This window comes from Rhodoglobus aureus (assembly GCF_039527955.1).
In the GTDB taxonomy this organism is placed as follows: Bacteria; Actinomycetota; Actinomycetes; order Actinomycetales; family Microbacteriaceae; genus Rhodoglobus; species Rhodoglobus aureus.
Window position 1 is genome coordinate 1 of the sequence record NZ_BAAAKW010000064.1, and the last position, 24,510, is coordinate 24,510.

A 24,510-nucleotide genomic window follows, 5' to 3' on the forward strand; every position below is an offset into this window, starting at 1 on the left:
CACAGGCCCCACACTGCAATCGGAGGCCACCCACCCATCAGCCGGTTAACTAACCTCTCTGGGCAGTACAGCTAGTGAGTGGAAATTGTGTGCCCGAGGGGGCGAACGCGCGCGGGCGCCCGCGCGCGTTTCGTTGATGACCTCAATTCTCGTTGATCGGTCTCAAGCCGTTGACAACCGCGCTTACTTAATTCTATAGTTTGTTTAGTCCTGAACTAAGGGGAACCAATGGCGTTTCGACCGATGGCACGAACCGACGTAAACCGATCAGCAATCCTTGCTCACCTCGGTGCACACGGTCCGGCATCCCGAGCAGAGCTCGCCCGCACGCTGAGCCTGTCGCCCGCGTTGATGACCCAGCTCACGAAAGACCTTCTTCACGACGGCCTTCTCAGCGAACTCGAGCACCAGCCGTCGCAAGGCGGGCGCCCAGCGCGGATGCTCGGTCTCGTGTCGAGCGCGGGCAGTGCGGTTGGAGTGAAAGTTGCCTCCGACCACGTCGCCTTCGTTGAGGTCGGCATTGACGGCTCAGTGTCGCGAACAGCGAGCGAGCCATTTGATGCGTCATCCAACACGATGCTCACGACTCTTGCCGCCTTGCTCCGCGCGTTCATCGCCGGCGGCTCCGAAGCTCCGCTGCTTGGCATTGGCGTCGGGGTTCCCGGATCGGTCGACTCGCAGGCCGCCGGGGTCGTGAGTTCGACGCAACTGAAGTGGAACAACGTTCCCATCGGTGCAACGCTGCGTCGCGAGCTTGGGCTGCCGGTGCTGGTAGAAAACAACGTCAACGCTCTCGCCATGGCGGAACGCCTTTATGGCCTCGGTCGTCGTCATCTCAACTTTCTCGCTGTCACCATCGGAACCGGTGTCGGAGCCGCAATCGTGGTTGATGGGGGCATCGTTCGCGGCTTTGGTGGTGGCGCTGGTGAAATTGGTCACGTGCCCGTTCGAGAGCAGGGTCCGCTGTGCAGCTGCGGAAATAGCGGTTGCCTTGAGACCTTCGTCTCAGAGTCTGCTCTCGTAGAGACTGCTCGTGAACGGGGAATCATTGCGCGCGGTGCGGGGATCGCGGCACTTCGTGATGCTGCGGATCAGGGCAATTCCGAGGCAATCGCCGTCTTTGGCGAAGCCGGGCATTTGCTCGGGCGAGTGATCGCCGGACTCGTCCACGTGCTCGACCCCGAGATCGTGATCCTCCTAGGGGAGGGCACTGCTGGTTGGCACCACTGGTCATTTGGCTTCGAGCCCGCCTTCCGTGCGGCACTCATCCCGGCCCGACGCAGCATCCCCGTGGCGGTTGAGACCTGGCAAGACGCGAGCTGGGCACAGGGGGCCGCCACCCTCGTGCTTGCCACGCCATTCGATGCAGAAGGTGTTGCCGGAGAACAAGGAGACCTGGTTCGCCAGCGTCTCGTCCAGCAGGCTTCACCACAGGAGCGTGCCTAATGGCCATCCCCACTGTGGATAGTGCACCAAGGAATCACGCCTCCGCTCCAGCGCGGGCTCGAGGCGCAACGTCGCGGGGCCCAGGGCAGCGCGGCATCCGGAAGCGCCCATCCGCTGGCTATGTGCTTACCGTGCTGGTTTTTCTCCTTCCCAGTGCAATACCGCTGACCCTCTTCGTACTTGGCCCGATGCTTGCTGCGGCTTGGATCAGCTTTACCGAGTGGAACCTGATCACTCCGATGGAGTTCATCGGTTGGGCAAACTACCAGTCGCTTCTCGCCGACGAGCGCACTGGTCAAGTCTTCCTTCATACGATCCAGTACATCGCCGGTTATTTGCCCCTCGTCTACATCGGCGGACTCGCCCTTGCTCTCGCACTCAACCGTGCACTTAAGGGTCGCTCGCTCTGGCGAGGAATCTACTTTCTGCCCGTGGTGACCAGCTGGATTGCCGTCGCGATCGTGTGGCGCTGGCTGCTCAACCCCAACAACGGTGTTGTCAATCTCGCACTGGGATGGTTCGGCATCGATGGCCCAGGCTGGTGGACTGACCCCGACTGGGCAATGATTTCGATCATCCTCGCGAGCGCGTGGAAAGACCTGGGCTTTGTGATGGTGATTCTTCTCGCCGGGCTTCAATCGATTAATCCTGACCTGTATGACGCGGCCAAAGTGGATGGCGCTGGCGCGTGGAGTCGGTTGAAGAACGTCACGATCCCCATGCTGAGCCCGAGCACGTTCTTCGTTGTTGTGATCTCGCTCATCAATGGCTTTCAAGTGTTCGATCAGGTCTACGCGATGACCGGTGGCGGCCCCGGTGGATCAACCCAGGTTGTTGTTCAGCAGATCTACGACCTGACGTTCCGCTATGGCGCTGCGGGTGAGGCATCCGCCCTCTCGTGGCTGTTGTTTATTGTCATTCTTGGCGTCACCGTGATCCAAATCATCGGCCAAAAGAGGTGGGTGCACTATGCATAGGTCACAGCGCGTTCGCCCCCAATCGGTCATTCTCCACGTTGTCATCATCGCGGGCGCAGCGGCGATGTTCTTCCCGTTCTTGTGGACGTTCATCACCTCCATCACCGCCGGTGCAGGCTTCTCAATCACCCCTCAACTGTGGCCAGAGAATCCCTCATTCGAGGCATACCAAACCTTGTTCACCGAGCGCCCATTCGCTCGAGTCGTGGCGAATAGCGTTGGGCTGGCCCTCGTGACGACACTGGTTCAATTGTTTACGAGCGCCACTGCGGCCTACGCCTTTAGTCGACTGCCATTCCGTGGCCGTGGCATCGTGTTCGCGATCTACCTCGCAACCATGATGATCCCGCTGCAGGTGCTCATCGTGCCGCTCTTCGCCGAACTTAAGGCGTTTGGACTGCTCAACACCTACCTGGGCGCGCTACTACCGACCTTTGCCAGCGCTTTCGGAATTTTTCTGTTGCGCCAAGCGATTAACCAGGTTCCGCGAGAACTAGATGAAGCCGCGACCCTCGACGGCGCCGGGCACTTTCGAGTGTTTACCCAAATAGTGATTCCGAACATCCGCCCCGCCCTCGCAACGCTCACCGTTTTTGCGTTCATGAGCAGCTGGAATGCGTTCCTCTGGCCGCTGGTCGTGCTTCGCTCACCAGAACTCCAGACCTTGCCTATCGCTCTCGCCGGGCTGCAGGGGCAGTACACCACCGCATGGGACGTCGTTATGGCCGGCTCAGTCGTGAGCATCCTGCCCATGCTCGCGCTCTACATTTTCGCCCAGAAATACATCATTCAGGGCGTCGCAAGCTCAGGGATCAAGTAACGCCCCGGGACACCAGAGATCCATTCATCACCTGACATCAAAGGAGATATCTAGCATGAAACGTTCACTACTTGCTGCGGGAGGCATCCTCGGCGTCTCGGCACTGCTCTTGAGTGCATGCGCCTCAGAACCCGCTAGCAGCGACGACCCGGTAACGATCACTTACTCCAACTTCACCTCGTCAGGAGGAAATGAAGAAAACCTCCAGACGATCATCGACGCGTTTGAAGCAGAGAACCCCAACGTCACCGTAGATGTCACGACCCTGCCCTACGGCGACTACTTCACGACCCTACAAACCGACCTTGCCGCTGGCACTGTTGCGGATGTCGTAGACACCAACTACGACTTCTTCCCGCAGTTGGCTTCGAGCGGTTCGCTCGCACCACTCGAAGTGACCAACCCCGAGTCGTATCGCGAATCGCTCATCGACGCTTACTCCGTCGATGGCACGAGCTACGGGCTGCCCAGTTCGTTCTCCGACGTCGTGCTCTACTACAACGCAGATCTCTTCGATGCTGCCGGGCTCGACTACCCGACCAGCGACTGGACCTGGGATGACGAAATGTCTGCAGCGAAGGCACTCACTGATTCCGGCACCGGAACGTGGGGCGACCACCAACCCGTGTCGTTCTATGAGTTCTACAAAGTGCTCGAGCAGAACGGAGCATCCTTCTTGAGCGACGACGGCACCTCAGTCGCGTTCAACACACCGAAGGGTATCGAAGCGGCTGAATGGCTCACGTCGAAGAGTGGAACTGTTATGCCCACCATCGAACAGGGGCAAGGCACAGCGGACTTCGACACCAACCTGTTCCTTGAGGGCAAGCTCGGCATGATGCACTCGGGAATCTGGGTATTCGGAGCACTAGCTGATGCACCGTTCACGTGGGACATTGCCGTGGAGCCGGGAAACACTCAGCAGGCCAGTGCCGTATTCTCCAACGCGGTTGGTGTCTCAGCAGCATCCGATCACATTGCAGAAGCCAGCGCATTTGCTGAGTTCCTGACCTCGTCGCAGACGATGATCGATGTGCGTTTGGATACTGGTTGGGAACTGCCGCCGACAAGCGACGAAGACCAGCTCGCCGTCTACCTGACCAAGGACACTCCGGCCAACCGTCAGGCAGTCTTTGACTCGCTCGACTCGATCGCGCTCACCCCGCTCGTCGAGAACGGCCAGCAGGAGATGCAAGACATCATCACCGAAGAACTGATCGAGGCGCAGGCCGGCCGCAAATCAGTTGCTGACGCGCTCACGAGTGCTGAAGAACGAATCAACGCAGTAATCGGATAGCTCGTCTCCCCAGTGAGGCCCACCTCGTTTATGCGAGCGTGGGCCTCACTCCCGGCTGGCCCAGGAGGGCACTTCATGACTTCACGCACGGACGACGAGTCCCTCGCGTCGCTAGCAGCACACAGCGTTGAGCTGATCGCGAAGCTTCAACACCCGAGTGGCGCGTATCCCGCGAGCCCCACGTTCTCGGCCTACACCGGCTACTCGTGGTTTCGCGATGGAGCATTCATCGCAGATGGGATGTCCGCCGCGAACGCCGTGGACTCTGCCTCACAATTCTTCGACTGGTGCGAAACAATCCTCACGGCGCATCGCGCACAGATTGAGACGATCGAGCAAGCAGAGGCGGCCGGTACACCACTGGACAACTCGCAGATGCTTGCCACCCGCTTTACCCTCGATGGTGTTGAGGGCGACGATGACTGGTGGGATTTTCAAACGGATGGCTACGGCACCTGGGTGTGGGCAGCTGTCGCTCACGCACAACGGCATGGCCTGAGCCTCGAGCGGTGGAGCAGCGGCATCGAACTGTCTGTGCGCTACCTCCTCGCGAGCTGGCAGCGCCCATGCTTCGACTGGTGGGAAGAACACGCATCCCAGCGCCATGTCTCGACGCTGGGATGCGTAGTAGCGGGGCTCATCGCCGCAGCAGACGCTGGAGTGTTGTCGCCAGAGTGGGAAGCGCGGGCGCGTCACGCTGCGGTCGACGCGCTCCACCTCATCCACACTCAGGGCGTTCGCGATGGCCACCTCGTCAAGTGGCTTGACTCCGAGGCCGTAGATGGCTCGCTTTCCGCCCTCATCTCCCCTCTAGGAGTAGTGGATGGCACCACGCAGTTGGCCGCCAAGACTACGACTCAGATCACCGCCGAACTGGCAGTCGACAGGGGAGTGCACCGCTACCTCGAAGACACGTTTTACGGCGGGGGTCAATGGCCGCTACTCAGTTGCATGTTGGGCCTCGCCTATTCGGCCGGAGGAGACTTCGCGAAAGCTCACCAACAATTGGAGTGGGCAGCACAAACCGTCACCGCCGAAGGATTCTTGCCCGAGCAAGTAGACGACCACCTTCTCGACCCGCCCCGCGTCGCAGAGTGGCTCGAGCGCTGGGGAAGCGTTGCCACACCACTGCTATGGAGTCACGCAATGTTTGTGCGACTGGCTGTTGAGATCGGCGTGTACGTGCCGCAAGCCTCGGGCGCAACAGTGCCAGCAACGGGTGAACGACACCACGGAAACGAAAGAGAGACTGTCTAGTGCTAAGACATCGACCGCTAGGTTCGGGTCACCCATATTCCGTTGACACTGAGCAGCGCCATCCGGCAGTTCCTGTTCAGGGTGAGAGCCTGCGGCTGGGAGTGCGAGCGACCTCAGAAGTCGACGAAGTGACGCTCATCTGGGATGACGGAGAGACGACAGCCGAGCATCCACTTGAGCGGGTGCAGCAACAATCACGCGGGCAAGCCGTCGACGGTGGGCACTTAGCCTCTGCTCAGGCAAAACTTGCTCGGACCAGTACCGGATTCGCTATTGAACTCTCCACTATCGCGGCAGGTACTGCGTACCGCTATCGCCTTCTTGGCGGTCCGCAGGAGTCGCCGCGCTCGCAGTCCACACGCTGGTTCAGCGTTCGAGCCGCAGGTTGGCAGAGCGCGCCAGATTCCCTTGTTGTTGTGGATGCCGCAGCCGGGTTTGTCGCGAATAGCGTGAGCCTGCTCGCTGACGGGGAGCGAATTGCGCGAGTGCGTTTTGCATTGGCTCTTGCCCCCGGAGAGCACGTCTCAGGTTTTGGCGAACGATTTGATGCCCTCGATCATCGGGGTACCAGCCTCGATTCGGTCGTGTTCGAGCAGTACAAGTCGCAGGGCTCCGAACGAAAGACGTACCTTCCGATGCCGTTTGCTCACGTTGTGGGCGGGCGCGGTTGGGGATTCCACGTGCGCACGAGTCGTCGTGTCTGGTTTGACGTAGCGGAGAGTGACTCTGAGCTGCTCTGGATTGAGGCGGAAGTAGATTCGCTCAGTGCCGACGCGGAGGTTCTCTCTGTCGGAGGCTACGACGGCAGCCCCGCGCGCGTGCTCAACCAGTTTCTTGCTGAAGTTGGGCGACCAGAAGTGTTGCCGAGTTGGGTGCACCGGTTGTGGGCCAGTGGAAACGAGTGGAATACCCAATCCGAAGTCATGCGTCAGATGGATGCCCATCGTGAGCATGGCATCCCTGTTGGCTGCGTTGTGATTGAGGCATGGAGTGACGAGAGCACCTTTACGGTGTGGCGGGATGCGCAGTACGCGCCTAGCCCCGATGGCGCTCCGCAAGAACTCAGCGAGTTCAGTTTTCCCGCCGAGGGCGCTTGGCCCGACCCCAAGGGAATGATTGATGAGTTGCATGATCGCGATGTGCGCGTGCTTCTCTGGCAGATTCCGTTGATCAAGATGCGGCCGCACCCGCTGGGGCAGGCTCGCTTCGACGCCGATGCTGCGGTGGCAGAGAAGGTGCTGATCCAGGATGAAGACCCGCGTGGTGTTCTCAAGCCGTACCGCAATCGCGGCTGGTGGTTTCCGCTGTCGCTCATGCCCGACCTCACTGATGATCGTTCAGCTCGATGGTGGACAGAGAAGCGTCGCTACCTCGTCGAGGAAATGGGCGTCGATGGCTTCAAGACTGATGGCGGCGAACATGCGTGGGGTTCCGAACTCCACTACCGTGATGGACGCCGGGGCGACGAGAAGAACAACACCTTCCCTGTGCACTATGCGCGTGCCTATGGTGACCTTCTGAGGCGAGCGGGCAAGGCTCCAGTGACCTTCTCGCGTGCCGGATACACGGGATCTCAGGCACACGGTGCTTTCTGGGCCGGCGACGAGAACTCAACCTGGGATGCGTTTCGGTGGTCGCTGTTCGCTGGGCTCAATGCGAGCGCGAGCGGAATTCTCTACTGGGGTTGGGATTTGGCCGGTTTTAGCGGAGATGTGCCGACGGCAGAGCTCTATGTGCGCTCGCTTGCCGCCGCAGCGTTCGTTCCGATCATGCAGTATCACTCAGAGTTCAACCATCACCGCTCGCCTAGTCGCGACCGCACACCGTGGAACATCGCCGAGCAGTCAGCAGATCCGGCGGTTCTGACGATGAGCCGCACGATCGTCGAGTTGCGCGAGCGACTCGTGCCGTACCTCACCGCGGAAAGCGAATGGGCTGTAGCGAACGGAACCAACGTGATGCGTCCGCTGTTCTTCGATTGGCCCGATGACGAACGACTCTGGAATCAACCGCTGCAGTGGATGCTGGGGCGGGACATCCTGGTGTCTCCGGTGACTGTAGAAGGAGCTCTTGAGCACACGACAACCCTTCCTCACGGAGACTGGGTGCACGCCTTCAGTGGTGATCGTGTCTCGGGTGGCGATAGTGACACTCGCGCAGTTCCCTGGGATCAAGTACCGGTCTATGTGCGTGCGGATGCGTGGCAGCGACTAGCACCCACGTTCGTGAGCTAACAAGTGGAGTGATGTTCCTGAGGGCGATCGCAGTGGGCAATTGCGTCACAGCCAGATTCGGGTAAGGCTCCGATTGGATCGCCCTCAGGGCATCGTGCTAGATGACATCTAAGCGTCGGGGTCACGCTAAGCGCGACCGGGACCATTCTGCCCCTATTTGTAGTGTTTGCGAAAGGGTTTCACCAAATATTGTGGGGCGATCACAACAATCCGTCGGAACTTGCAAATATCGCGCGCGTAAATGACAACCGCTGCCCCAGATCGCAGTGATGGCTACCACGCCACAGCGCGGCAGCCATCACTGGATAGCCGCCGCGCGGGCAGGCCTAGTTCAGGCCGCGACGGTTCAGTAATGGCTGCAACTCGGCATCCTGCCCGCGGAAGTCACGGAACGCTTCGAGCGGGTTCTTTGACCCTCCAACGCCGAGCAGCAGGGTTCGGAAACGATCACCGTTTTCGCGCGTAAGCCCGCCGTTATTCGTGAACCACTCCACAGTGTCGGCATCCAAAACCTCGCTCCAGATGTACGAGTAATAGCCGGCGTCGTAGGCCGAATTCGCGAAGATGTGCTGAAAGTAGGTGCTCGAATAGCGAGGCGGTACTGCCGGATTGTCGAGACCTACCTCGGCCAGGGCCTGCGCCTCAAACGCGGAGACATCGGTCACGTCGTCGTCGGCGCCAATGCGGTGCCACGCCTGATCGATGAGCGCAGCCGCCAAGTACTCACTCGTGAGGAAGCCCTCGTTGAACGCGGCGCTGGCATGAATGCGCTCCACTATCTCGCGTGGCATCGGCTCGCCAGTCTCGTAGTGCTTGGCATAGTTGTCGAGAACCTCGGGCCAGAGCATCCACATTTCGTTGACCTGGCTAGGGAACTCGACAAAGTCCCGGTAGGTGTTGGTGCCTGAGAACTTCGGGTACGTCACGCGAGCAAAGAGGCCGTGCAGTGCGTGGCCGAACTCATGGAACAGGGTGTTAACTTCGTCGTAGGTCAAGAGCGTCACTTCGCCGGCGCCGGGCTTAGGCACGTTCAAGTTGTTTGTGACGATCACCGGATGCCCGAGCAGTGCTGATTGCGAAATGAGTGAGTTCATCCACGCTCCGCCTCGCTTGGAATCGCGCGTGAACAAGTCGAGCGTGTACAGGCCGACAGGGGTGCCATCCTCATTGGTTACCTCGAAGACGCGAACATCAGGGTGGTAAGTGGGAAGGTCGTAACGCTCGCTGAACGTCACACCATAAAGCTCGGTTGCGGCGAAAAAGACACCATCGCGCAGCACACGCTCTGCCTCAAAGTACGGTCGCATTTGCGTGGTGTCGACGTTGTACCGTTCAGCGCGCACCTTCTCTGAGTAGTAAGCCCAGTCGGCTGCGGTTACTTCGGCTCCGGCTAGTTTCTCTAACGCAGCGTGCTCCTCACGCGCATTGCGCGCTGCAGCCGGCGCAAGCTTGCCGAGCATGTCCGCCACGCGCTGCGGGTTCTGCGCCGTCTCATCGGCGGTAACCCAGGCTGCGTGACTCTCGAAGCCCAAGAGTGCTGCCCGCTGAGAGCGCACCTTCGCGATCTCGAGTACGAGAGCGCGGTTATCGAAATCTCCACCCCGAATGCCGCGCGAACGCGAGGCAGCCAAAACTCGACCGCGAACATCAGCGTTGCTCAGCACAGAGAGATGTGGCTGGTTGGTGGGCAGAATCAGAGTGATCAGGTACTTGCCGGTGAGACCGCGCTCTTCCGCAGCGCTTGCCGCGGCCGAAATCTCCGAAACACCCAAACCGTCGAGTTCGTCGGCGCTATCAACAACCACTGCAAGGTCGTTCGTGTCAGCCAGAAGATTCTTCTCGAACTTGGTGGTCAGGCTCGACAGCCGCGAGTTGTAGTCGCGCAACGTCGCCTTAGCCTTATCGCTGAGCCCGGCGCCTGACAGCGTGAACTCAGTGAAGTAGCGTTCGACTAGGTAGCGGGCTTCCGCATCCAACTCACTGGTATTGAGTCCGGCGCGAATGTGGCCGATGCGCTCATAGAGTGCGCTGTTGAGGCTAATGGCGTCTCGATGAGCAGCAAACTTCGGGGCGATCACTTCTTCGAGCGCGTCGGTTGCTGCGTTGCTGTCGGCAGAGGTCTTGTTGAAGAACACGATCGCGGCGCGCTCGAGAAGCTGACCGCTCTTCTCTAGGGGAATCATTGTGTTCTCGAACGTCGGCGAATCGGTCTGAGAAGTGATCGCCTCGATCTCCTCAAGCTGCTGCTCCATGCCCTTCTCGAAGGCGGGAGCGAAGTGCTCGTCTTCGATATCGGCGAACGGTGGCATGCCAAATGGCAGCGTGCTGGGCTCAAAGAAAGGATTGGTCATGCATCCACCCTATTCTCGGAGTATGACTCGCGAGCGCTACACCCACGGCCATCACGAAAGTGTTCTCAAATCTCACACCTGGCGCACCATCGCCAACTCCGCTGCCTACCTTGAGCCGCACCTTCAGTCGGGGCTCTCGCTGCTCGATGTTGGTTGCGGACCGGGCACCATCACCGCCGAGTTCGCCGAGCGACTCTCCCCCGGCCAGGTCACCGGTGTGGATGCCGCCCCAGCAGCAATAGAAAAAGCGTCAGCCCTCACCGCCGACAACCTCAGTTTCGTCGTAGGCGACGCCTATGCGCTGCCATTCGACGACAACAGTTTCGATCTCGTGCATTCGCATCAGACGCTGCAGCATCTTGGGCGTCCGGTTGCGGCTCTCGCAGAAATGATGCGCGTGGCCAAACCGGGCGGGCTTATCGCGGTTCGTGACGTCGACTATGCGGGGCTGATTTGTTTTCCGGAACTTTCCGGTTTGCGGGTGTGGGCTGACCTGTACGACGCTGTGCACCGCAGCAACGGGGGAGAGCCGAATGCGGGGCGGCGGCTGAAGGCGTGGGCGCTGCAGGCTGGGCTTACAGATCTCACGGTCACGGCATCCGTCTGGAATTTCTCTGACCAGGCCGACCGCGAATGGTGGGGGAGCATGTGGGAAGCGCGTGTGCTGGAATCAGCCTTCGCCGACGATGCGCTCAGCAAGTCGCTTGCGACGCAAGAAGTGCTGCAGCAGATCAGCAGTGCGTGGCGGGTGTGGGCTGACTCGCCCGAAGGATGGCTGGCAATGCCGCATGGTGAGATTCTCGCGAGAGTGTAATCTCACCGGCGGCCTACCGGGTGTGCGTGCTGCTTACGAGGTGGGTTCTTCTACAGAAACGGTGCCGTCGGCGCCTTGGCGCACGGTGGTGCCGTCGTCGAGTTCGGCGACGGGGCGCGATTCAAGCCACGTGAGGGTCCAACGCCACGCGCTTGTATCGAGGTGGGCGATGTCTGCTTCAACGCCGGCGATCGCGTCGCGCATTGCTGCGCCAAGACGTTCGGGCACGGCAGCGCCGACCGACCATCGTGTGCCGAGCTGCACTAAACGTTCTTTTCGTACAGGATCCACGACGTGCGGTCTGCGACCTTGTCATACAGGCGCTTTGCGCTGTCGTTTTCCTTGTTGGTGATCCAACGGAGCTTTCCGCCGCCATCTTCTGCAGCACGCGCAGCGATGTCGTCGATGATTGTTCCGGCAACTCCAGCTCCGCGGTGCTCAGGGTCGACGTACAGGTCGTCCATGAACCAACCCCACGAGGCGGTGAAGGTGTCGGGCAAGCGGCGGTAAAGACCGAACGCGGCAACGCGGCCGGGGTCGGGAGCGCCCTCAGGAGCTACGGCAACAACTGCGTTGAGCTGTGCCGAGTCATCCATGAGCCATTCCCAGACACCCTGAACAACGGCGTCAGTGAATTCGGTTTCGTAGAACACTCCGTACTTCACGAAGTGATCTTTCCACTCTTCGAAATCGTCTTTGTGGATGTCACGGATTGCGTATGAAGGCTTCTCTGAACTCGTCATTTATTCAACAATACGCGCTTTGTGGGCGTTACGCCGAAACCTCTGGTGCAGTCTCGACCAAGACGATGTCGCGAACCTCAATCTCTTCGGCTTCGACAATCGTGAGGTCGTGGATGCGGCCAACAGCCTTCAAATCGTCGATTGCCGCTGCGATCAGGGTTGGCCCTGCTAGCGTCGCCGAACTCACTTCAGTCTTCTGCGATGCCTTCGCGTCGGTTTTTGCGCGGCGAATACTGATGAGAGCTTGGCCTACCGCAGAGAATAACCCTGTCGGCTCTGCGGTGACACCCAACTCGTCGGCACTCGGCCACGATGCAGCGTGAACCGAGGTGTCGTGCGTCCAGCGCCAGACCTCTTCGGTTGCGAAGGGAAGGTAGGGCGCGAAGAGGCGCAAGAACACGTCGATGGCCGTGTGCAGCGCGCGGTTGGCGCTCGCTTGAGCCTCGGGGGTCCCGGCGCCGTAGGCACGCTCCTTCACTAGTTCGAGATAGTCATCGCAGAAGGTCCAGAAGAACTTCTCGGTGACTTCGAGTGCCTTGGCGTGGTCGAAGTTCTCAAGAGCAGTAGTGGCCTGAGTAACAATGGCTGCCAGCTCGGCAAGCATCTCAAGGTCTAGCGCTTCAGTGACGACCGCTGTGGAGCCTGCGGCAACACCGGCAGGTGCCGGGAACGAGTACACGAACTTCGACGCATTCAGCACCTTGATGGCGAGTCGACGACCGATTTTGATTTGCTTCGGGTTCTGCGGGTCGAACGCGGCGTCAGTACCGAGGCGACTGGATGCTGCCCAGTACCGCACAGCATCCGAGCCGTGGTCATCGAGCATGCCCTTAGGGGTAACAACGTTGCCCTGTGACTTGGACATTTTCTTGCGATCGGGGTCAACGATGAATCCGGAGATGCCCGCGTTTTGCCACGGCACAGTGCCGTGTTCGAGTTCTGAGCGCAACGCGGTAGAGAACAACCACGTGCGAATGATGTCTTGGCCCTGGCTGCGCAGTGAGTAGGGGAAGACGAGGTTGAACAGCTCGGGGTCAGTTTCCCAACCACCAGCGATCTGCGGGGTTAGCGATGACGTGGCCCACGTATCCATGATGTCGAGTTCGCCCTCAAAGCCGCCGGGAACGCCGCGCTGGTCTTCGGTGTAGCCCGGCGCAGTGTCAGATGACGGGTCCATCGGCAGCGAGTCTTCGCTGGGAACAATGGGTGCACCTTTTTCGGCGTCCGCGTCGAGTTCATACCAAACGGGGATCGGCACACCGAAGAAGCGCTGGCGCGAAATGAGCCAGTCGCCCGTGAGGCCACCAACCCAGTTGTCGTAACGCACCCGCATGTGATCGGGGGTGAAGTTGATTTGCTTTCCAGCCTCGATGAGGCGGCCACGCAGTTTCTCGTCGCGGGCACCATTGCTGATGTACCACTGGCGAGTAGAGATGATCTCAAGAGGCTTATCGCCCTTTTCGAAGAACTTCACTTGGTGCTGAATCGGCTTGGGATCGCCGATCATCTCGCCAGATTCCTTGAGCAGAGCAGCCATTGCGGCTTTCGCGCTAAAGACGGTCTTGCCAGCGAGCTCAGCGTAGGCAGCGTGCGCTGTGTCGCCAACGATAACGTCGGGTGCGTCAGCAATGATTCGGCCGTCTGCGCCAATGATGGTGCGGTTGGGTAGGTCGAGTTCTCGCCACCAGACAACGTCGGTTACGTCACCGAAGGTACAGATCATGGCGATGCCCGAGCCCTTGTCTTGCTGCGCAAGGTGGTGGGCAAGTATGGGAACCTCAACACCGAAGATCGGTGTGGTGACCATGGTGCCGAAGAGGTGCTTGTAGCGCTCATCGTCGGGGTGAGCCACGAGGGCAACACAGGCCGGAAGCAGTTCGGGGCGCGTCGTTTCAATGTGGATGTCGTCGCCGTCGGCTTTGTGGAAGGCAAGACGGTGGTAGGCGGCAGGTTGCTCTTTGTCTTCGAGTTCTGCCTGGGCAACGGCGGTGCGGAACGTGACATCCCACAGGGTCGGAGCGTAGGCCTGATAGGCCTCGCCACGCTCGAGATTGCGCAGGAACGCACGCTGGGCGGCACGCTGAGCGTCATCACCAATCGTGCGGTAGGTGAGGTTCCAGTCAACGCTCAATCCAAGCTGGCGCCACAGGTCTTCGAACTGCTTCTCGTCTTCAGCGGTGAGCGTCTCGCACAGCTCAACAAAGTTGCGCCGAGAGATCGGCAGCTGTGCGGCGGCCTTTGTCGACTTGCCTTCGCCGCCCTGCTGCGGTGGCTCGAAGCCGTCGTTGTAGGGGAGCGTGGGATCGCAGCGCACACCGTAGTAGTTCTGAACCCGACGTTCGGTAGGCAGGCCATTGTCATCCCACCCCATGGGGTAGAAGATCTCTTTTCCGCGCATCCGCTGAAAACGGGTGACGAGGTCCATATGCGTATAGCTGAACACGTGACCAATGTGCAGACTGCCGGATGCTGTCGGCGGGGGAGTGTCGACCGAGAACACACAATCAGAGCCATCGGCGAGTGCCTTCTGGCGATCGAACCGGTAGGTACCTTCGTTCTCCCAGACTGGAGCCCATTTGTCTTCGAGGCCTTCTAGGGCGGGCTTTTCGGGAACGCTCGACGACATAATTTGCTCCGGTTCGATATATGCGGCACCGAGTCAAAAAGAGGTGCCTGAGTGTGAGGTTTAGGGCAACTCTACTCGGCGATTAGCGTCGCGTCGATTGCGCTCTGAACGTAGGGTTCGAGACGGCCGCGCAGAGGGCCAGCTTGCGCCCACTCTTGCGCTGCGGCGATGACACACGCAATGAGACTGTAGGCCTGAGCTCGAGCGGCAGCCGGGGCAACACCATTGCGTCGAAGGTGCTCGCTGAGGAGCCTCGCCTGTGTAGCGAAGCGACTCATTGCCGATGCTTGCAGCTCAGTAATACTGCCGATGAGGTCGTACTGCGTCAGCACAAAAGGCACATGTTCTGACTGCAGCGGAGCAATTGCGGTCAGCATCGCTTGTCGGATGCCGATCCCGGCTGCGTTCGTTGTCGGTGCGACCGATGAATCCCCGGCAAGCGCGGCCTTCACCCGCTCGGTCGTGGCATCAAGCTCAACCCAGAAGACTTCGCCCTTGGCGTCAAAGTAATTGAAGAACGTGTTGCGGCTTACGCCGGCCCTCGTGGCGATGTGGTCAACCGTGGTGCCGAGATAGCCGTTCTCAACAAAGAGTTCGAAGGCGGCTTCCTGAAGGAGCTCTCGCGAGGCTGCCGGTGGGCGCCCGCGGCCGGAATGTCGAGTCGTGGTCACCGCATCATCCTCTCATTCGCGTGGTGTTGAAAGTGCGCGTGCGGGGCCGTGAACTCGAGGCAGGGCCGCAATGAGGGACCGAGTGTAGGGATCCTTCGGCGAGGTGAAGATCTCCTCAGCGAGGCCGGTCTCCACGATGCGCCCCTCGTTGATCACGGCAACCGTGTCGCTCATGTGGCGGATCACTCCAAGATCGTGCGAGATGAAGAGATAGCTGAGCCCGAGGTGGCGCTGGAGGTCATCCATGAGGTCCAGCACCCGCGCCTGGGTCGAAACATCCAGAGCAGACACCGGTTCATCGCAGAGCAATGTGCGCGGGGCCGGAGCCAACGCGCGGGCGATTGCCACCCGCTGTCGCTGGCCACCCGAGAGATGGAGCGGGCGGCGGTTTTTGAGGCTTCGGGGCAGGTCTACGGCGTCCAGCAGCTCGTCCACTGTCGACAATTGGCTCGTCTCACCGGACACGTTGGCGCGAAGGGCATCGAACAGGATGCGTTCGACAGTCAGCCTCGGATCAAAGGAACTCAGCGGGTCTTGATAGATCGCGCCAAGCGTGTGGCGAAGCGGGCGGCGCTCGTGGGCGCTGAGCGAACCCCATTGCTCTCCGTTGAGGCGGATACCTCCGCTGTCGGCGGTTTCGAGTCCAAGCGCGATTCGGGCGATCGTGGTCTTTCCTGAGCCTGACTGCCCCACAAGCCCCAGGGTCGTTCCGGTATCAAGCGTGAGCGAGACACGATCGAGCGCTTGGATCGGCTCGTCGGTGCGGGTTGGGTAGCGACGCGACACCGCTGTCAGTTCAAGCGCAGGCGCGCCGGCAGCCACAGCGGATGCTGACGCGGAACCGCCAACAGGCTGCTGCGGGCGAGTCGTGAGCGTGGGCCCGCGCTCGTGGATTCTCAGCGGCACTCCGCGAGGAACATCCACGGGAATGGAGGCCAAGAGCTGTTGCGTCTCGAACGCAACCGGTGCGTTCAGCACGGTCGCAGTTTCGCCGCTTTCGACGATGCGCCCCTGACTCATGACGGCAACCCGATCGGCGACCTGCGAAACCACGGCCAAGTCGTGGGTGATGAGAATGAACGCGGTGCCGGTATCGGTCAGTGAGCGCAGCAGGCTCAGCACGGTGGCTTGCACGGTGACATCGAGCGCCGTTGTTGGCTCGTCGGCAATGATTAGTGGGGGCCCTGCCGCCAGTGCGGTCGCAATCAGCGCTCGCTGTCGTAGACCTCCTGAGAGTTCACCAGAGCGCTGCCGCGCACGGAGCGCAGGGTTCGGCACGCCGACAGCATCGAGTAGCTCGAGAACTCGTTGCTGTCGTTGGGCGTGAGTGAGCGTGGTGTGCAGTCGCAACACATCATCAATCTCGCGGCCGACCGGGCGAAGCGGGTCGAGCGAGACGAGAGCATCCTGCAGCACGAGACCAATGGATGCACCCCTGATCGTCCGCCAGCGACGTGATCGCGCGCTCGGCAGGGGCTCGCCGAGCAGGGTGAGGGCGTCGAAACTCACATGAGCATTTGGCGGAGCGAGCCCGAGCAGTGTTCGAGCGGTAACGCTCTTACCCGATCCAGATTCTCCGACAATGGCAAGACACTCGCCCGCGCGCACGTCGAAGCTCACACCGTCGACGGCGGGTGCGGGGGCGCGTTCGAAGTGCACGCTCAGATTCTGCACGCTCAGTAACGGCTGGTCGGTCATCCGATTGCCCCCTGACGGGTTCGCTCATTGAGGGCACGCCCAAGGACCGTGAACGACGCTGCTGTTGCAACAATGGCAAGCCCAGGGAACACGGTGAGCCACCACGCCACATCGATGTAGGTGCGTCCGCTTGACAGCATTGCGCCCCATTCGGCGGCGGGTGGTGCAACGCCGAGCCCTAAGAATCCGAGCGATGATGCCCACACGATGGCTTGACCGACGCCGAGCGTGCCGAGCACGAAAATGGGCGCAAGCGCGCCGGGGAGGATGTGCTGCACAACGATTCTGAGTCGGGAATGTCCGAGCACTGTTGCTGCCTCTACATAGCCCGAGTTGCGCACGCTGCGCAGTTGACTCCGGATGATGCGGGCATAGCCGGGTGCAGTGGAAAGTCCCACCGCAACTGTTGAGGTGACCACCCCGGGCCCAGCAATGGCGATGAAGACGAGTGCGAGCAGCAGACCAGGCAGTGCGAACATCACCTCGACGACTCGTGTGCTCACAAAGTCACCGACGCGACCGCCGAGCCCGCCGAGCAGACCCAACACGAGGGCTAGGCCGAGCCCAACAACGGTGGCGGCAATCCCGATGAGCAAGGAGTTGGCTGCCCCAAACACAACCCGGGTGTACACATCACGCCCCGATTCGTCAGTGCCGAAGAGGTGTGCTGGTGACGGCGACTGGAAAGCATCAACCGGTGCAACGGCGTCCGGATCTGCCGTGGTCAACAACTGTGGGGCGAGCGCCGCGGTGAGGATGAAGAGCAGCGCAACGATCGCCACGAAGGCCCCACTGTTTCCTGCTAGTTTCTGCCAACCGGTTGTCGCCGGCGTAGCCCGTGCGCCCCGACCTAGGCGACCGGCAAGTATCTCGGTCACTGTTTTGCCACCCTCGGGTCGACGATTCGATCGATAGCATCCGTTGCGACAGTGACGATGATGAACGTGAGTGCTGAAAGCAGCGCAACGGCGGTGACGACAGGAATGTCGCGGATGGAGACCGCGCTCAACAGGGTTCGACCCAGCCCCGGTCGCGCAAAAATTGTCTCAACGACAACGGCGCCGCTCAGGAGAGAGCCGAACGCCCATCCCGATAGCGAAATTCCGGGGAGGGCTGCGTGACGGAGCACGTGACGGAATCGCACACCCCATTCGCTTTCTCCACGGGCGCGAGCGGAAACCACGAAGGGCTGCTCGTAGGCGTTCGCGAGTGATTCCCTCATGAGTTGACCCAAGAAGCCGGTAAGCGGAAGCGCGAGGGTCAGCACGGGCAAGATGAGCCCGAGGGGCCCGGGGACACTTATCGGCGGCAGCCAGTGAAGGGTGTTGCTTAAGACAATTATCAGCAGAGATGCGAGCCAAAAGTGTGGCACCGCTGCGGCTAGCAGTTCGAGCCCAGAACCCACAGCGCGTGCAGGGCCACGGCGGCCGCTCGTCACCATCGTCAGGGCGAGAGCCAGAACCCACGCCACCACCAGCGACGCAATCGTGAGCACGAGCGTCGACCAGAGCTGCGTTAGAACGTACGGCGCTACGGCAATCTTGAGTGCGTAGGAGGTGCCGAAATCGGCTACCGCCAGTTTGGCCATTGCCAAGAAATATTGAACAATCAGCGGCTGATCGAGGCCGTACTCGACGCGAATTTGTGCAACAGCTTCAGCGGATGCTTGTGATCCTGGGCCACCCAAGATTGCGTCGACTGGGTCGCCGGGAATCAATCGCAGTGCAAAAAAGATGACGGTAGCGACCATCCACAAAACAAACAGACCACCGCCTAAACGGCGCGCCACCCACGCCAGCGAACGCAGTCGCGCTGCTGGTCGAGTGGAGAGCCGCTCGGCGGTTGGGTCTGACGGATCCGTCACGACGGGTAGTCCTAGTCGTTAAGCCACGCGTCGTAGAAGGTCGGAGCCGAGACTGTGGGAAGGGCGCGGAACCCCTCAACGCTCGTGCTGTAGAGGTAGTGGTTCTGCTGATCGTACAAGGGAAGCACATAGAAGCCGTCGATGATGATCGACTGAGCCTCCTCGTACAGTGCGGTGCGCTCAGCAGCATCCGACGTCTGGCTCGCGGTCGTCAAGATCTGGTCCAGCTTCGGGTCGCTGAGCTGCGCCAAGTTCGCGTAGTAGCCGCTCGGAGCAGGGATGATCGAGTCAGAGTGGTAAAGGATGCGAAGCACGTCGGCACCGACCTTCGTGTATGGCGCGCTCACAAGGTTGTATTCGTTGGTGAAGAGTGCTCCGTACCACGACGAGAGGTCAGTCGGCAGAAGCTTCACTTCAAAGCCCACCTCTTTGGCTGAGGCCTGAATCTGTTCGAAAAGTGACTGCTCGGCCGGGATCGACTGATTGGTGCTGATTGGAAAATCGAGGGTCAATCGCACGCCGTCTTTGGTGCGGTAACCGTCGCTGTCGATCGTGTCCCAGCCTGCGTCATCGAGCAGAGTGTTTGCGGCGTCCTGATCTACAGCGAAGGCATCGGGCAACGAGATTCCATCCGCTTCAACGCTCGACAACACGGAATAGGATCGCTCGGCGGTGCCAAAGAAGAGACTGTCGATGCCGGGGGAGACATCGGCGGCCCGAATGAATGCTTCGCGCACGCGCTCGTCGTCAAACGGTGCCTTGCCCGAGTTCAACTCGATGCGGTTTGACGCCCCCGGCCGAGGAGCATTGAGCTCGTCGATTGCGGGATCGCTTTCGGCGGAGGAGATGTTGTTTGGCTGCGCGTTGTCGATGACGTCAACGTCACCCGACTGTAGGGCGGCGTAGCGTGTTGCGGCATCCGGGATGAAGCGCCACTTGAGAGAGTCGAGCAATGCTGTTCCGGTGTGTTCCGCATCTTCGGGAGCCGAGTTGTAGTTCTCATTGCGTTCGAGCGTGATCGACTGCTGCTTCACCCAATCGGTGACGACGAATGGGCCGGTGCCGACAGGGCTTTCGCAGTTGATAGCTTGGTCGCGCTCAAGCGCAGCCGGGGATTGAATGCCGACCCACGGCTGTGAGAGCGACTCCAGCAGGGCGCTATCTGGTGTCGACAGCGTGAACCGTACCTGGTCGGATTCAACGGCGTCGATGCCGTCGATCTTGCCGACCGCGAGGTAGCCAGTGGATGACGCGGTGTTGGGATCCTTCAAGTGCTCGATGTTGGTCTTGACTGCTTCTGCATCGAAGGGCGTGCCGTCGGTGAAGGTGACGTCATCACGCAGGGTGAAGTCCCACGTGAGTCCGTCTTCGCTGGTGGTCCACTCGGTCGCGAGCCACGGGATGATCTCGCCTGCGGTGTTCTTCGACACCAGCGACTCGATGTACTGAGTGCTGATGAGCGCTTGGGGGTAGTTTCCGCCAACGTGAGGGTCGAGGCATCCGGGTTCTGCATCTCCGGTGGCGTACACGAGTGTTCCGCCGGTGACAGGTTCGGCAGCAGGCTCGGTCGCCGCGGTGCATCCCGCGAGAAGTGCAGCAGTGGCGGCGAGGGAAAGGGGGAGCAGAAGGATGCGGGGCGCGCTCAATGTGGTCCTTTGTGTGGGGAGGGAGGCTGCTCGGTTGCGAGCGAACTGGGCATTGTTGAACTCAGTACATAAAGTCTAGCAGCCGAAAAAACCGGGCCGGCTCGCGTGAGCGAAACCGACCCGGTAAATGAAGCTTAAGAGCTACTTCTCGCCGCGCTTGCGCTCGATAGCGTTCGCAAACTTCCACGTCGAAGGAATGATCGCTGCGGCGATGCCAGCCTTGATCAGTCCACCGATGATGAACGGCGTGAGACCCCAGCCGATGACCTGCTCAAGCGTTCCGCCCGTGACAAGCGCCAACCAGGTGAGCCCGAAGACGAAGGTGACAACGGTGCCGCCGAGGAACGACACTGCCGCACCAAGGAACTTCTTGTCCCAGTCACGCTGAGCGAGCCAGCCGGTGAACCCTGCGGCGAAGATGAAGCCGATGATGTAGCCGCCAGTGGTGCCAGCTAGCACGCCGAAGCCAGAGGATGCCTCGCTGAAGACGGGCAAGCCAACGACGCCGAGCAGTGCATAGAGCACCATCGACAGTGCGCCGCGGGTCGCACCGAGCGTCGAGCCGACGAGCAGAACCGCAAGAGTCTGGCCGGTGATCGGAACGGGGTAGAGGGGCACGGCGATTTGGGCCATCACAGCGGTGAGCGCTGCACCGGCGCTGACGAGAGTGATGTCAGTGGCGAGGCTGCGAGAGAAGACGGTGTCGGCAAGCGTGGGCCGGCCAAGGGTCAAAGTGAGAGTCGACACGCGACGCTCCTTTCCTTTGTCTGCGAACTGTGAAAAGCCCTGCCTGAATAGGCTGGCGCGTGAATAACCCTAGTCATAGTTCACGCGATCGGGGCTGCGCCGCGGACCAACAAACTCGCTCAGATTTGTTGGATGCGTAACAAATGACATTCTCGCGCTCGCTAGGCCCATCCGACGCAGCACCAGAGTAAACGTGCTGCGGGTCGCTACCAGCGGATGCCCGAAGTCTGATCGACGGCGGTTCGCGCCCCCGCATCCAACAACTCCGCTGCACCCACACCGGCTGAGTGCATCACCGCCGGAAACAGTAGCCCGGTCCGTTCCTCGAGCTTGAAGAGGTCCACCTGATAGACACGAAATTCGTCCAACGCAGTCACGCTTCTCACGGCGTCTAGGTCTTGAGTGAGCAAAAACGCTCGGACGCTGAGTTGGTCGTTTAGCGAATACGCCAGAATCTTCCAGTATTCACGCGGCACGCGTACGCCCCGGTACACCTGATCATCGTCGAGGAAAACCGGTCCAGCCATGACGCTGACACGCAGGTCGTCCACCTCCACGTCTTCGTAGAGGGCATCCTCCAACCGACCCCACACTCCCTGCTGGCTTGACTGGTTGAAATCGTCCATCTGTGGGGCGATGTTCGTGTAGTAAAAGGAGTCAGAGTTCGCCATTTGCGCCTTCTCCAGGGCTCCCCAGATCAGATCGGAGCGCCGGGCAAGGTGGCCACGATCGAGCCGATTGCCCGAGTACAACTCATTGCCGGTCTGCGCGTCGGGGGGAATGCGCTCGTCTTTCATGAAGGCCAATTTGGCCCGACTGAGCTTCTTCAGGGCTCCGCCGTCGATATTCCACGCCACCCAATAGGCGAAGCGTCGTGCAACGATCATCGCTAGCGAGAAGTGTGTGTACGGCAGGATCGCGCCGCCGTCCCACAACAGAACGTCGCCGCGAATACTTTCCTGCGCGGTCGGGGCAGCTACCTCGATGCTCAAGAAATTCGGGTCGTAGCCGAGGTCGGCATCCATCCCAAGTCTTTGCGTCATGGAGTATCTCCTTCTTGCCCCTGGCCCAGCGGGGTTTCCACAGTACGTCTGTCTGATGTCATCGTCGAGGCAAAAACCTGCGTACAAATAGCGTCCTTGTGCGATCAAGCCAGAGGTATCCAGCCGGGTAATGTGGCTTGCGCGTGCCCGAAGTGTTGCTCTGCGGCGACAACAGCGGCAGTCGGCGTCAGCGGCAGTACGCGAGCAGTTCAGCTTGGGCTGCGAGAAGAATTGGGGAGGCAGCAATGTCGGAGCTTCTGATCATCGCGCTGATGGTGTTCGGCTTTGCCATGGTTTCCCAAAAATTGGAGTTGTCGCCAGTGACGGCGCCAATGGTATTCACCGCTGCGGGCGTCGTGCTTGGCACCGTTGGCGGCGAGTGGTTCCACCTCGACCTCAAGAGCGAGGGGGTCTCCATTCTGGTGGAGGCAACACTCGTGCTGGTGCTATTCACGGATGCCGTCCGCATCGATCTGCGGATGTTGCGCAAACAGATCCTGCTCCCCATCAGGCTTCTGGGCATCGGTTTGCCATTGACGATCATCCTCGGCACGGTGGCGGCAGCGGTGCTGTTCGGAGGGTTGACAATAATTGAAGCGGCGCTCATCGCCGCGATCCTTGCGCCCACCGATCCTGCGCTGGGGCAGGCGGTGGTCAGTGATAAACGGTTGCCGGTGCGCATCCGACAAGGCTTGAACGTCGAGAGCGGCCTCAACGACGGAATTATGGTTCCCGTTGTCACTGTCTTCCTCGCCATTGCCGCCGTTGAAACCGGGGCGGCCGGGGGAGACAACTGGGGTGCGTTCGCGGCGCAGCAGATCGGCTTCGGAATTCTGCTCGGTGGGGTGGTCGGACTGCTCGGCGGATGGACTCTCCACCGCTTTGCCAAGGCCGGGTTCGTTGATGGCATCTACCGCCAACTCGCTACTCTCGCGATTGCCGTCGCCGCGTTCACCAGTGCCGGCGTAGTCGGAGGAAACGGGTTCATCGCCGCCTTCGTTGCCGGTCTCGCGTTTAGCTATGTTGCTCGCGAGGAATGCCACAACGCGCAGGACTTCACCGAAGACCAGGGCCAGCTTCTCGGCTCCGTAACCTTCCTGGTCTTCGGCGCGGTCTTGGCAGCACCGGTGCTCGGATCGCTAACGTGGCAGATTGCCCTCTACGTCGTTCTCTCGTTGACTGTCGTGCGTATGCTTCCGGTGCTCATCGCGCTCGCGTGGTCCCGCATCCGTTTCGAAACGCGCCTGTTCATCGGGTGGTTTGGTCCCCGAGGGCTAGCGTCGATTCTGTTCGCCCTGCTGGTGTTTGATCAATTGAGCGGGACCGTTGCAGACACGGTGTTCTCGGTTGCGGTCTGGACGATTCTGGTCAGTGTGTTTGCTCACGGAGTGACCGCGAGCCCCTGGACCTCGCGTCTTGCTCGCCGTCTGAAGGACGCACCGGCATCCGCACCAGAAATGGTCAAGGTTCAGGAGATGCCAGCCCGTCGTCGACTGTGACCTAACAACCTCACACCGCTGCTGATTGCGCTGACGGGGGCGCTGACGGGGGTGCTGACAATTCGGTTTCGATTACCGTGACTGCCGCGGGCTCCCTAGCCGTGCAGCGCGGGCTTGAGAACGCGGAGAACGCCCCCGCTATTGGCGGCATCGCAATCGCGGCGTTCCCCACAGCGATCGTCCTCGGTATCTTCGCCTGGCTCATGCTGCCAGCAGCCGAACAAATTCGGTCCACCGCGGTAGTAGCGAAACCAATCAAGGGTTCCTCTCCTGAACGTGTGCACTTCTTGAGTGCCACACGCTTGGGCCCCGGTGTTGTCGTGATAGCGGTAGTCGCACTTGTCGCGCTTGGCGTGGCACTCGCTATTCAGGCGGTCTCCAATCCGGCCGAACTTCTCCTGCCCGCTGTCATCGGTTTGGTTGTTCTCGCGCTCGCGGTGAGCACCCGCTCATGGCGCATCACGATCGATCAGCGCGGACTCCGGGTGCGTTCGGCATTCGGCTGGCCGCGTGCCACTATCGCGCCCGACCAGATCGGCTCAGTGGCCGTCGTCACCGTTGATCCCATTGGCGAATTCGGTGGTTACGGGTGGCGTTGGGCGCCGGGCGGCCGCAGCGGAATCGTGCTCTCCAAGGGCGAAGCCATTGAGGTGACGCGGATGAACGGCAAGAAGTTCATCGTGACGATGCACGACGCTCAGCTCGCCGCGGAAGCTCTCGCCACCGTCGCCAAGAAATAGCGGTCAGCGGTCAGCTAACTCGCGTATCATTAGGGCA

Annotated in this window: 20 protein-coding genes; 9 read left to right on the top strand and 11 right to left on the bottom strand. The window is 60.6% G+C overall.

The features are described 5' to 3' along the window. Window positions 1-228 precede the first annotated feature (228 nt). From ABD112_RS12750 to ABD112_RS12775, 6 genes are all read left to right on the top strand, one after another. A complete protein-coding gene (locus tag ABD112_RS12750) occupies window positions 229-1,446 on the top strand; it encodes an ROK family protein (protein ID WP_343926418.1) in 1,218 nt (405 codons plus the stop codon). Beyond that, on the top strand, window positions 1,446-2,423 hold the full coding sequence (locus ABD112_RS12755; RefSeq protein WP_343926420.1) for a carbohydrate ABC transporter permease: 978 nt from the start codon (window positions 1,446-1,448) through the stop codon (window positions 2,421-2,423). Before ABD112_RS12750 ends, ABD112_RS12755 begins: the two co-directional genes overlap by 1 nt. Further along, entirely contained in the window at window positions 2,416-3,243 is an 828-nt protein-coding gene (locus ABD112_RS12760) for a carbohydrate ABC transporter permease (RefSeq protein ID WP_343926422.1), read from the top strand. Before ABD112_RS12755 ends, ABD112_RS12760 begins: the two co-directional genes overlap by 8 nt. A 55-nt stretch (window positions 3,244-3,298) precedes the next feature. Continuing rightward, window positions 3,299-4,540: an ABC transporter substrate-binding protein gene (locus tag ABD112_RS12765; RefSeq protein ID WP_343926424.1), complete on the top strand. Its 1,242-nt coding sequence runs from the start codon at window positions 3,299-3,301 to the stop codon at window positions 4,538-4,540. 75 nt (window positions 4,541-4,615) lie between these two features. Beyond that, window positions 4,616-5,797, top strand: a complete 1,182-nt coding sequence (locus tag ABD112_RS12770) for a glycoside hydrolase family 15 protein (protein WP_343926426.1) — start codon at window positions 4,616-4,618, stop codon at window positions 5,795-5,797. Continuing rightward, complete coding sequence (locus tag ABD112_RS12775; protein ID WP_343926428.1) at window positions 5,797-8,031, top strand: glycoside hydrolase family 31 protein; 2,235 nt, start codon at window positions 5,797-5,799, stop codon at window positions 8,029-8,031. Before ABD112_RS12770 ends, ABD112_RS12775 begins: the two co-directional genes overlap by 1 nt. Window positions 8,032-8,357: 326 nt before the next feature. Here ABD112_RS12775 and ABD112_RS12780 read toward each other — a convergent pair whose 3' ends face one another. Next, the gene (locus tag ABD112_RS12780) at window positions 8,358-10,382 is read right to left on the bottom strand and encodes a M3 family metallopeptidase (protein ID WP_343926430.1); all 2,025 of its coding nucleotides are present in this window, start codon (window positions 10,380-10,382) and stop codon (window positions 8,358-8,360) included. Window positions 10,383-10,404: 22 nt separating this feature from the next. Between ABD112_RS12780 and ABD112_RS12785 the strand changes: the two genes are divergently transcribed. After that, entirely contained in the window at window positions 10,405-11,196 is a 792-nt protein-coding gene (locus tag ABD112_RS12785; RefSeq protein ID WP_343926432.1) for a class I SAM-dependent methyltransferase, read from the top strand. 33 nt (window positions 11,197-11,229) lie between these two features. Here ABD112_RS12785 and ABD112_RS12790 read toward each other — a convergent pair whose 3' ends face one another. The 10 genes from ABD112_RS12790 to ABD112_RS12835 all read right to left on the bottom strand — a co-directional run bounded on the left by ABD112_RS12790 (window position 11,230) and on the right by ABD112_RS12835 (window position 22,234). Next, window positions 11,230-11,460 carry a hypothetical protein gene (locus ABD112_RS12790; RefSeq protein WP_343926434.1) on the bottom strand — a complete coding sequence of 77 codons (231 nt, stop codon included), beginning with the start codon at window positions 11,458-11,460 and terminating at the stop codon, window positions 11,230-11,232. Beyond that, a complete protein-coding gene (locus ABD112_RS12795; protein ID WP_343926436.1) occupies window positions 11,460-11,939 on the bottom strand; it encodes a GNAT family N-acetyltransferase in 480 nt (159 codons plus the stop codon). The genes ABD112_RS12790 and ABD112_RS12795 overlap by 1 nt, the downstream gene beginning before the upstream one ends. Before the next feature lie 28 nt (window positions 11,940-11,967). Beyond that, on the bottom strand, window positions 11,968-14,565 hold the full coding sequence (gene valS / locus ABD112_RS12800; protein WP_343926438.1) for a valine--tRNA ligase: 2,598 nt from the start codon (window positions 14,563-14,565) through the stop codon (window positions 11,968-11,970). Window positions 14,566-14,636: 71 nt separating this feature from the next. Further along, a complete protein-coding gene (locus ABD112_RS12805) occupies window positions 14,637-15,236 on the bottom strand; it encodes a TetR/AcrR family transcriptional regulator (protein WP_343926440.1) in 600 nt (199 codons plus the stop codon). 12 nt (window positions 15,237-15,248) lie between these two features. Beyond that, window positions 15,249-16,934: a nickel ABC transporter ATP-binding protein NikE gene (nikE, locus tag ABD112_RS12810; RefSeq protein ID WP_343926442.1), complete on the bottom strand. Its 1,686-nt coding sequence runs from the start codon at window positions 16,932-16,934 to the stop codon at window positions 15,249-15,251. Next, the gene (locus ABD112_RS12815) at window positions 16,931-17,716 is read right to left on the bottom strand and encodes an ABC transporter permease (protein WP_343926463.1); all 786 of its coding nucleotides are present in this window, start codon (window positions 17,714-17,716) and stop codon (window positions 16,931-16,933) included. The genes nikE and ABD112_RS12815 overlap by 4 nt, the downstream gene beginning before the upstream one ends. A gap of 92 nt (window positions 17,717-17,808) precedes the next feature. After that, entirely contained in the window at window positions 17,809-18,798 is a 990-nt protein-coding gene (locus ABD112_RS12820) for an ABC transporter permease (RefSeq protein ID WP_343926444.1), read from the bottom strand. An 11-nt stretch (window positions 18,799-18,809) separates the two neighbouring features. Continuing rightward, window positions 18,810-20,444: an ABC transporter substrate-binding protein gene (locus ABD112_RS12825; RefSeq protein WP_343926446.1), complete on the bottom strand. Its 1,635-nt coding sequence runs from the start codon at window positions 20,442-20,444 to the stop codon at window positions 18,810-18,812. 141 nt (window positions 20,445-20,585) lie between these two features. After that, window positions 20,586-21,191, bottom strand: a complete 606-nt coding sequence (locus ABD112_RS12830; protein WP_343926448.1) for a biotin transporter BioY — start codon at window positions 21,189-21,191, stop codon at window positions 20,586-20,588. A gap of 206 nt (window positions 21,192-21,397) precedes the next feature. Beyond that, on the bottom strand, window positions 21,398-22,234 hold the full coding sequence (locus ABD112_RS12835; protein ID WP_343926450.1) for a DNA/RNA non-specific endonuclease: 837 nt from the start codon (window positions 22,232-22,234) through the stop codon (window positions 21,398-21,400). A gap of 245 nt (window positions 22,235-22,479) precedes the next feature. Here ABD112_RS12835 and ABD112_RS12840 point away from each other — a divergent pair, with 245 nt between their 5' ends. Both ABD112_RS12840 and ABD112_RS12845 read left to right on the top strand, forming a co-directional pair. After that, the gene (locus ABD112_RS12840; protein WP_343926452.1) at window positions 22,480-23,733 is read left to right on the top strand and encodes a cation:proton antiporter; all 1,254 of its coding nucleotides are present in this window, start codon (window positions 22,480-22,482) and stop codon (window positions 23,731-23,733) included. A 77-nt stretch (window positions 23,734-23,810) separates the two neighbouring features. Further along, on the top strand, window positions 23,811-24,473 hold the full coding sequence (locus tag ABD112_RS12845; protein ID WP_343926454.1) for a hypothetical protein: 663 nt from the start codon (window positions 23,811-23,813) through the stop codon (window positions 24,471-24,473). Window positions 24,474-24,510: the final 37 nt, after the last annotated feature.

What these genes read in the sequence shown, in the direction of transcription:
- ABD112_RS12770 (WP_343926426.1), top strand. Translation starts at nt 4,616, where the DNA reads ATGACTTCACGCACGGACGACGAGTCCCTCGCGTCGCTAGCAGCACAC.
- ABD112_RS12780 (WP_343926430.1), bottom strand. Translation starts at nt 10,382, where the DNA reads ATGACCAATCCTTTCTTTGAGCCCAGCACGCTGCCATTTGGCATGCCA.
- ABD112_RS12835 (WP_343926450.1), bottom strand. Translation starts at nt 22,234, where the DNA reads ATGACGCAAAGACTTGGGATGGATGCCGACCTCGGCTACGACCCGAAT.
- nikE (WP_343926442.1), bottom strand. Translation starts at nt 16,934, where the DNA reads ATGACCGACCAGCCGTTACTGAGCGTGCAGAATCTGAGCGTGCACTTC.
- ABD112_RS12765 (WP_343926424.1), top strand. Translation starts at nt 3,299, where the DNA reads ATGAAACGTTCACTACTTGCTGCGGGAGGCATCCTCGGCGTCTCGGCA.
- ABD112_RS12760 (WP_343926422.1), top strand. Translation starts at nt 2,416, where the DNA reads ATGCATAGGTCACAGCGCGTTCGCCCCCAATCGGTCATTCTCCACGTT.
- ABD112_RS12840 (WP_343926452.1), top strand. Translation starts at nt 22,480, where the DNA reads ATGTCGGAGCTTCTGATCATCGCGCTGATGGTGTTCGGCTTTGCCATG.
- ABD112_RS12785 (WP_343926432.1), top strand. Translation starts at nt 10,405, where the DNA reads ATGACTCGCGAGCGCTACACCCACGGCCATCACGAAAGTGTTCTCAAA.
- ABD112_RS12755 (WP_343926420.1), top strand. Translation starts at nt 1,446, where the DNA reads ATGGCCATCCCCACTGTGGATAGTGCACCAAGGAATCACGCCTCCGCT.
- ABD112_RS12795 (WP_343926436.1), bottom strand. Translation starts at nt 11,939, where the DNA reads ATGACGAGTTCAGAGAAGCCTTCATACGCAATCCGTGACATCCACAAA.
- ABD112_RS12750 (WP_343926418.1), top strand. Translation starts at nt 229, where the DNA reads ATGGCGTTTCGACCGATGGCACGAACCGACGTAAACCGATCAGCAATC.
- valS (WP_343926438.1), bottom strand. Translation starts at nt 14,565, where the DNA reads ATGTCGTCGAGCGTTCCCGAAAAGCCCGCCCTAGAAGGCCTCGAAGAC.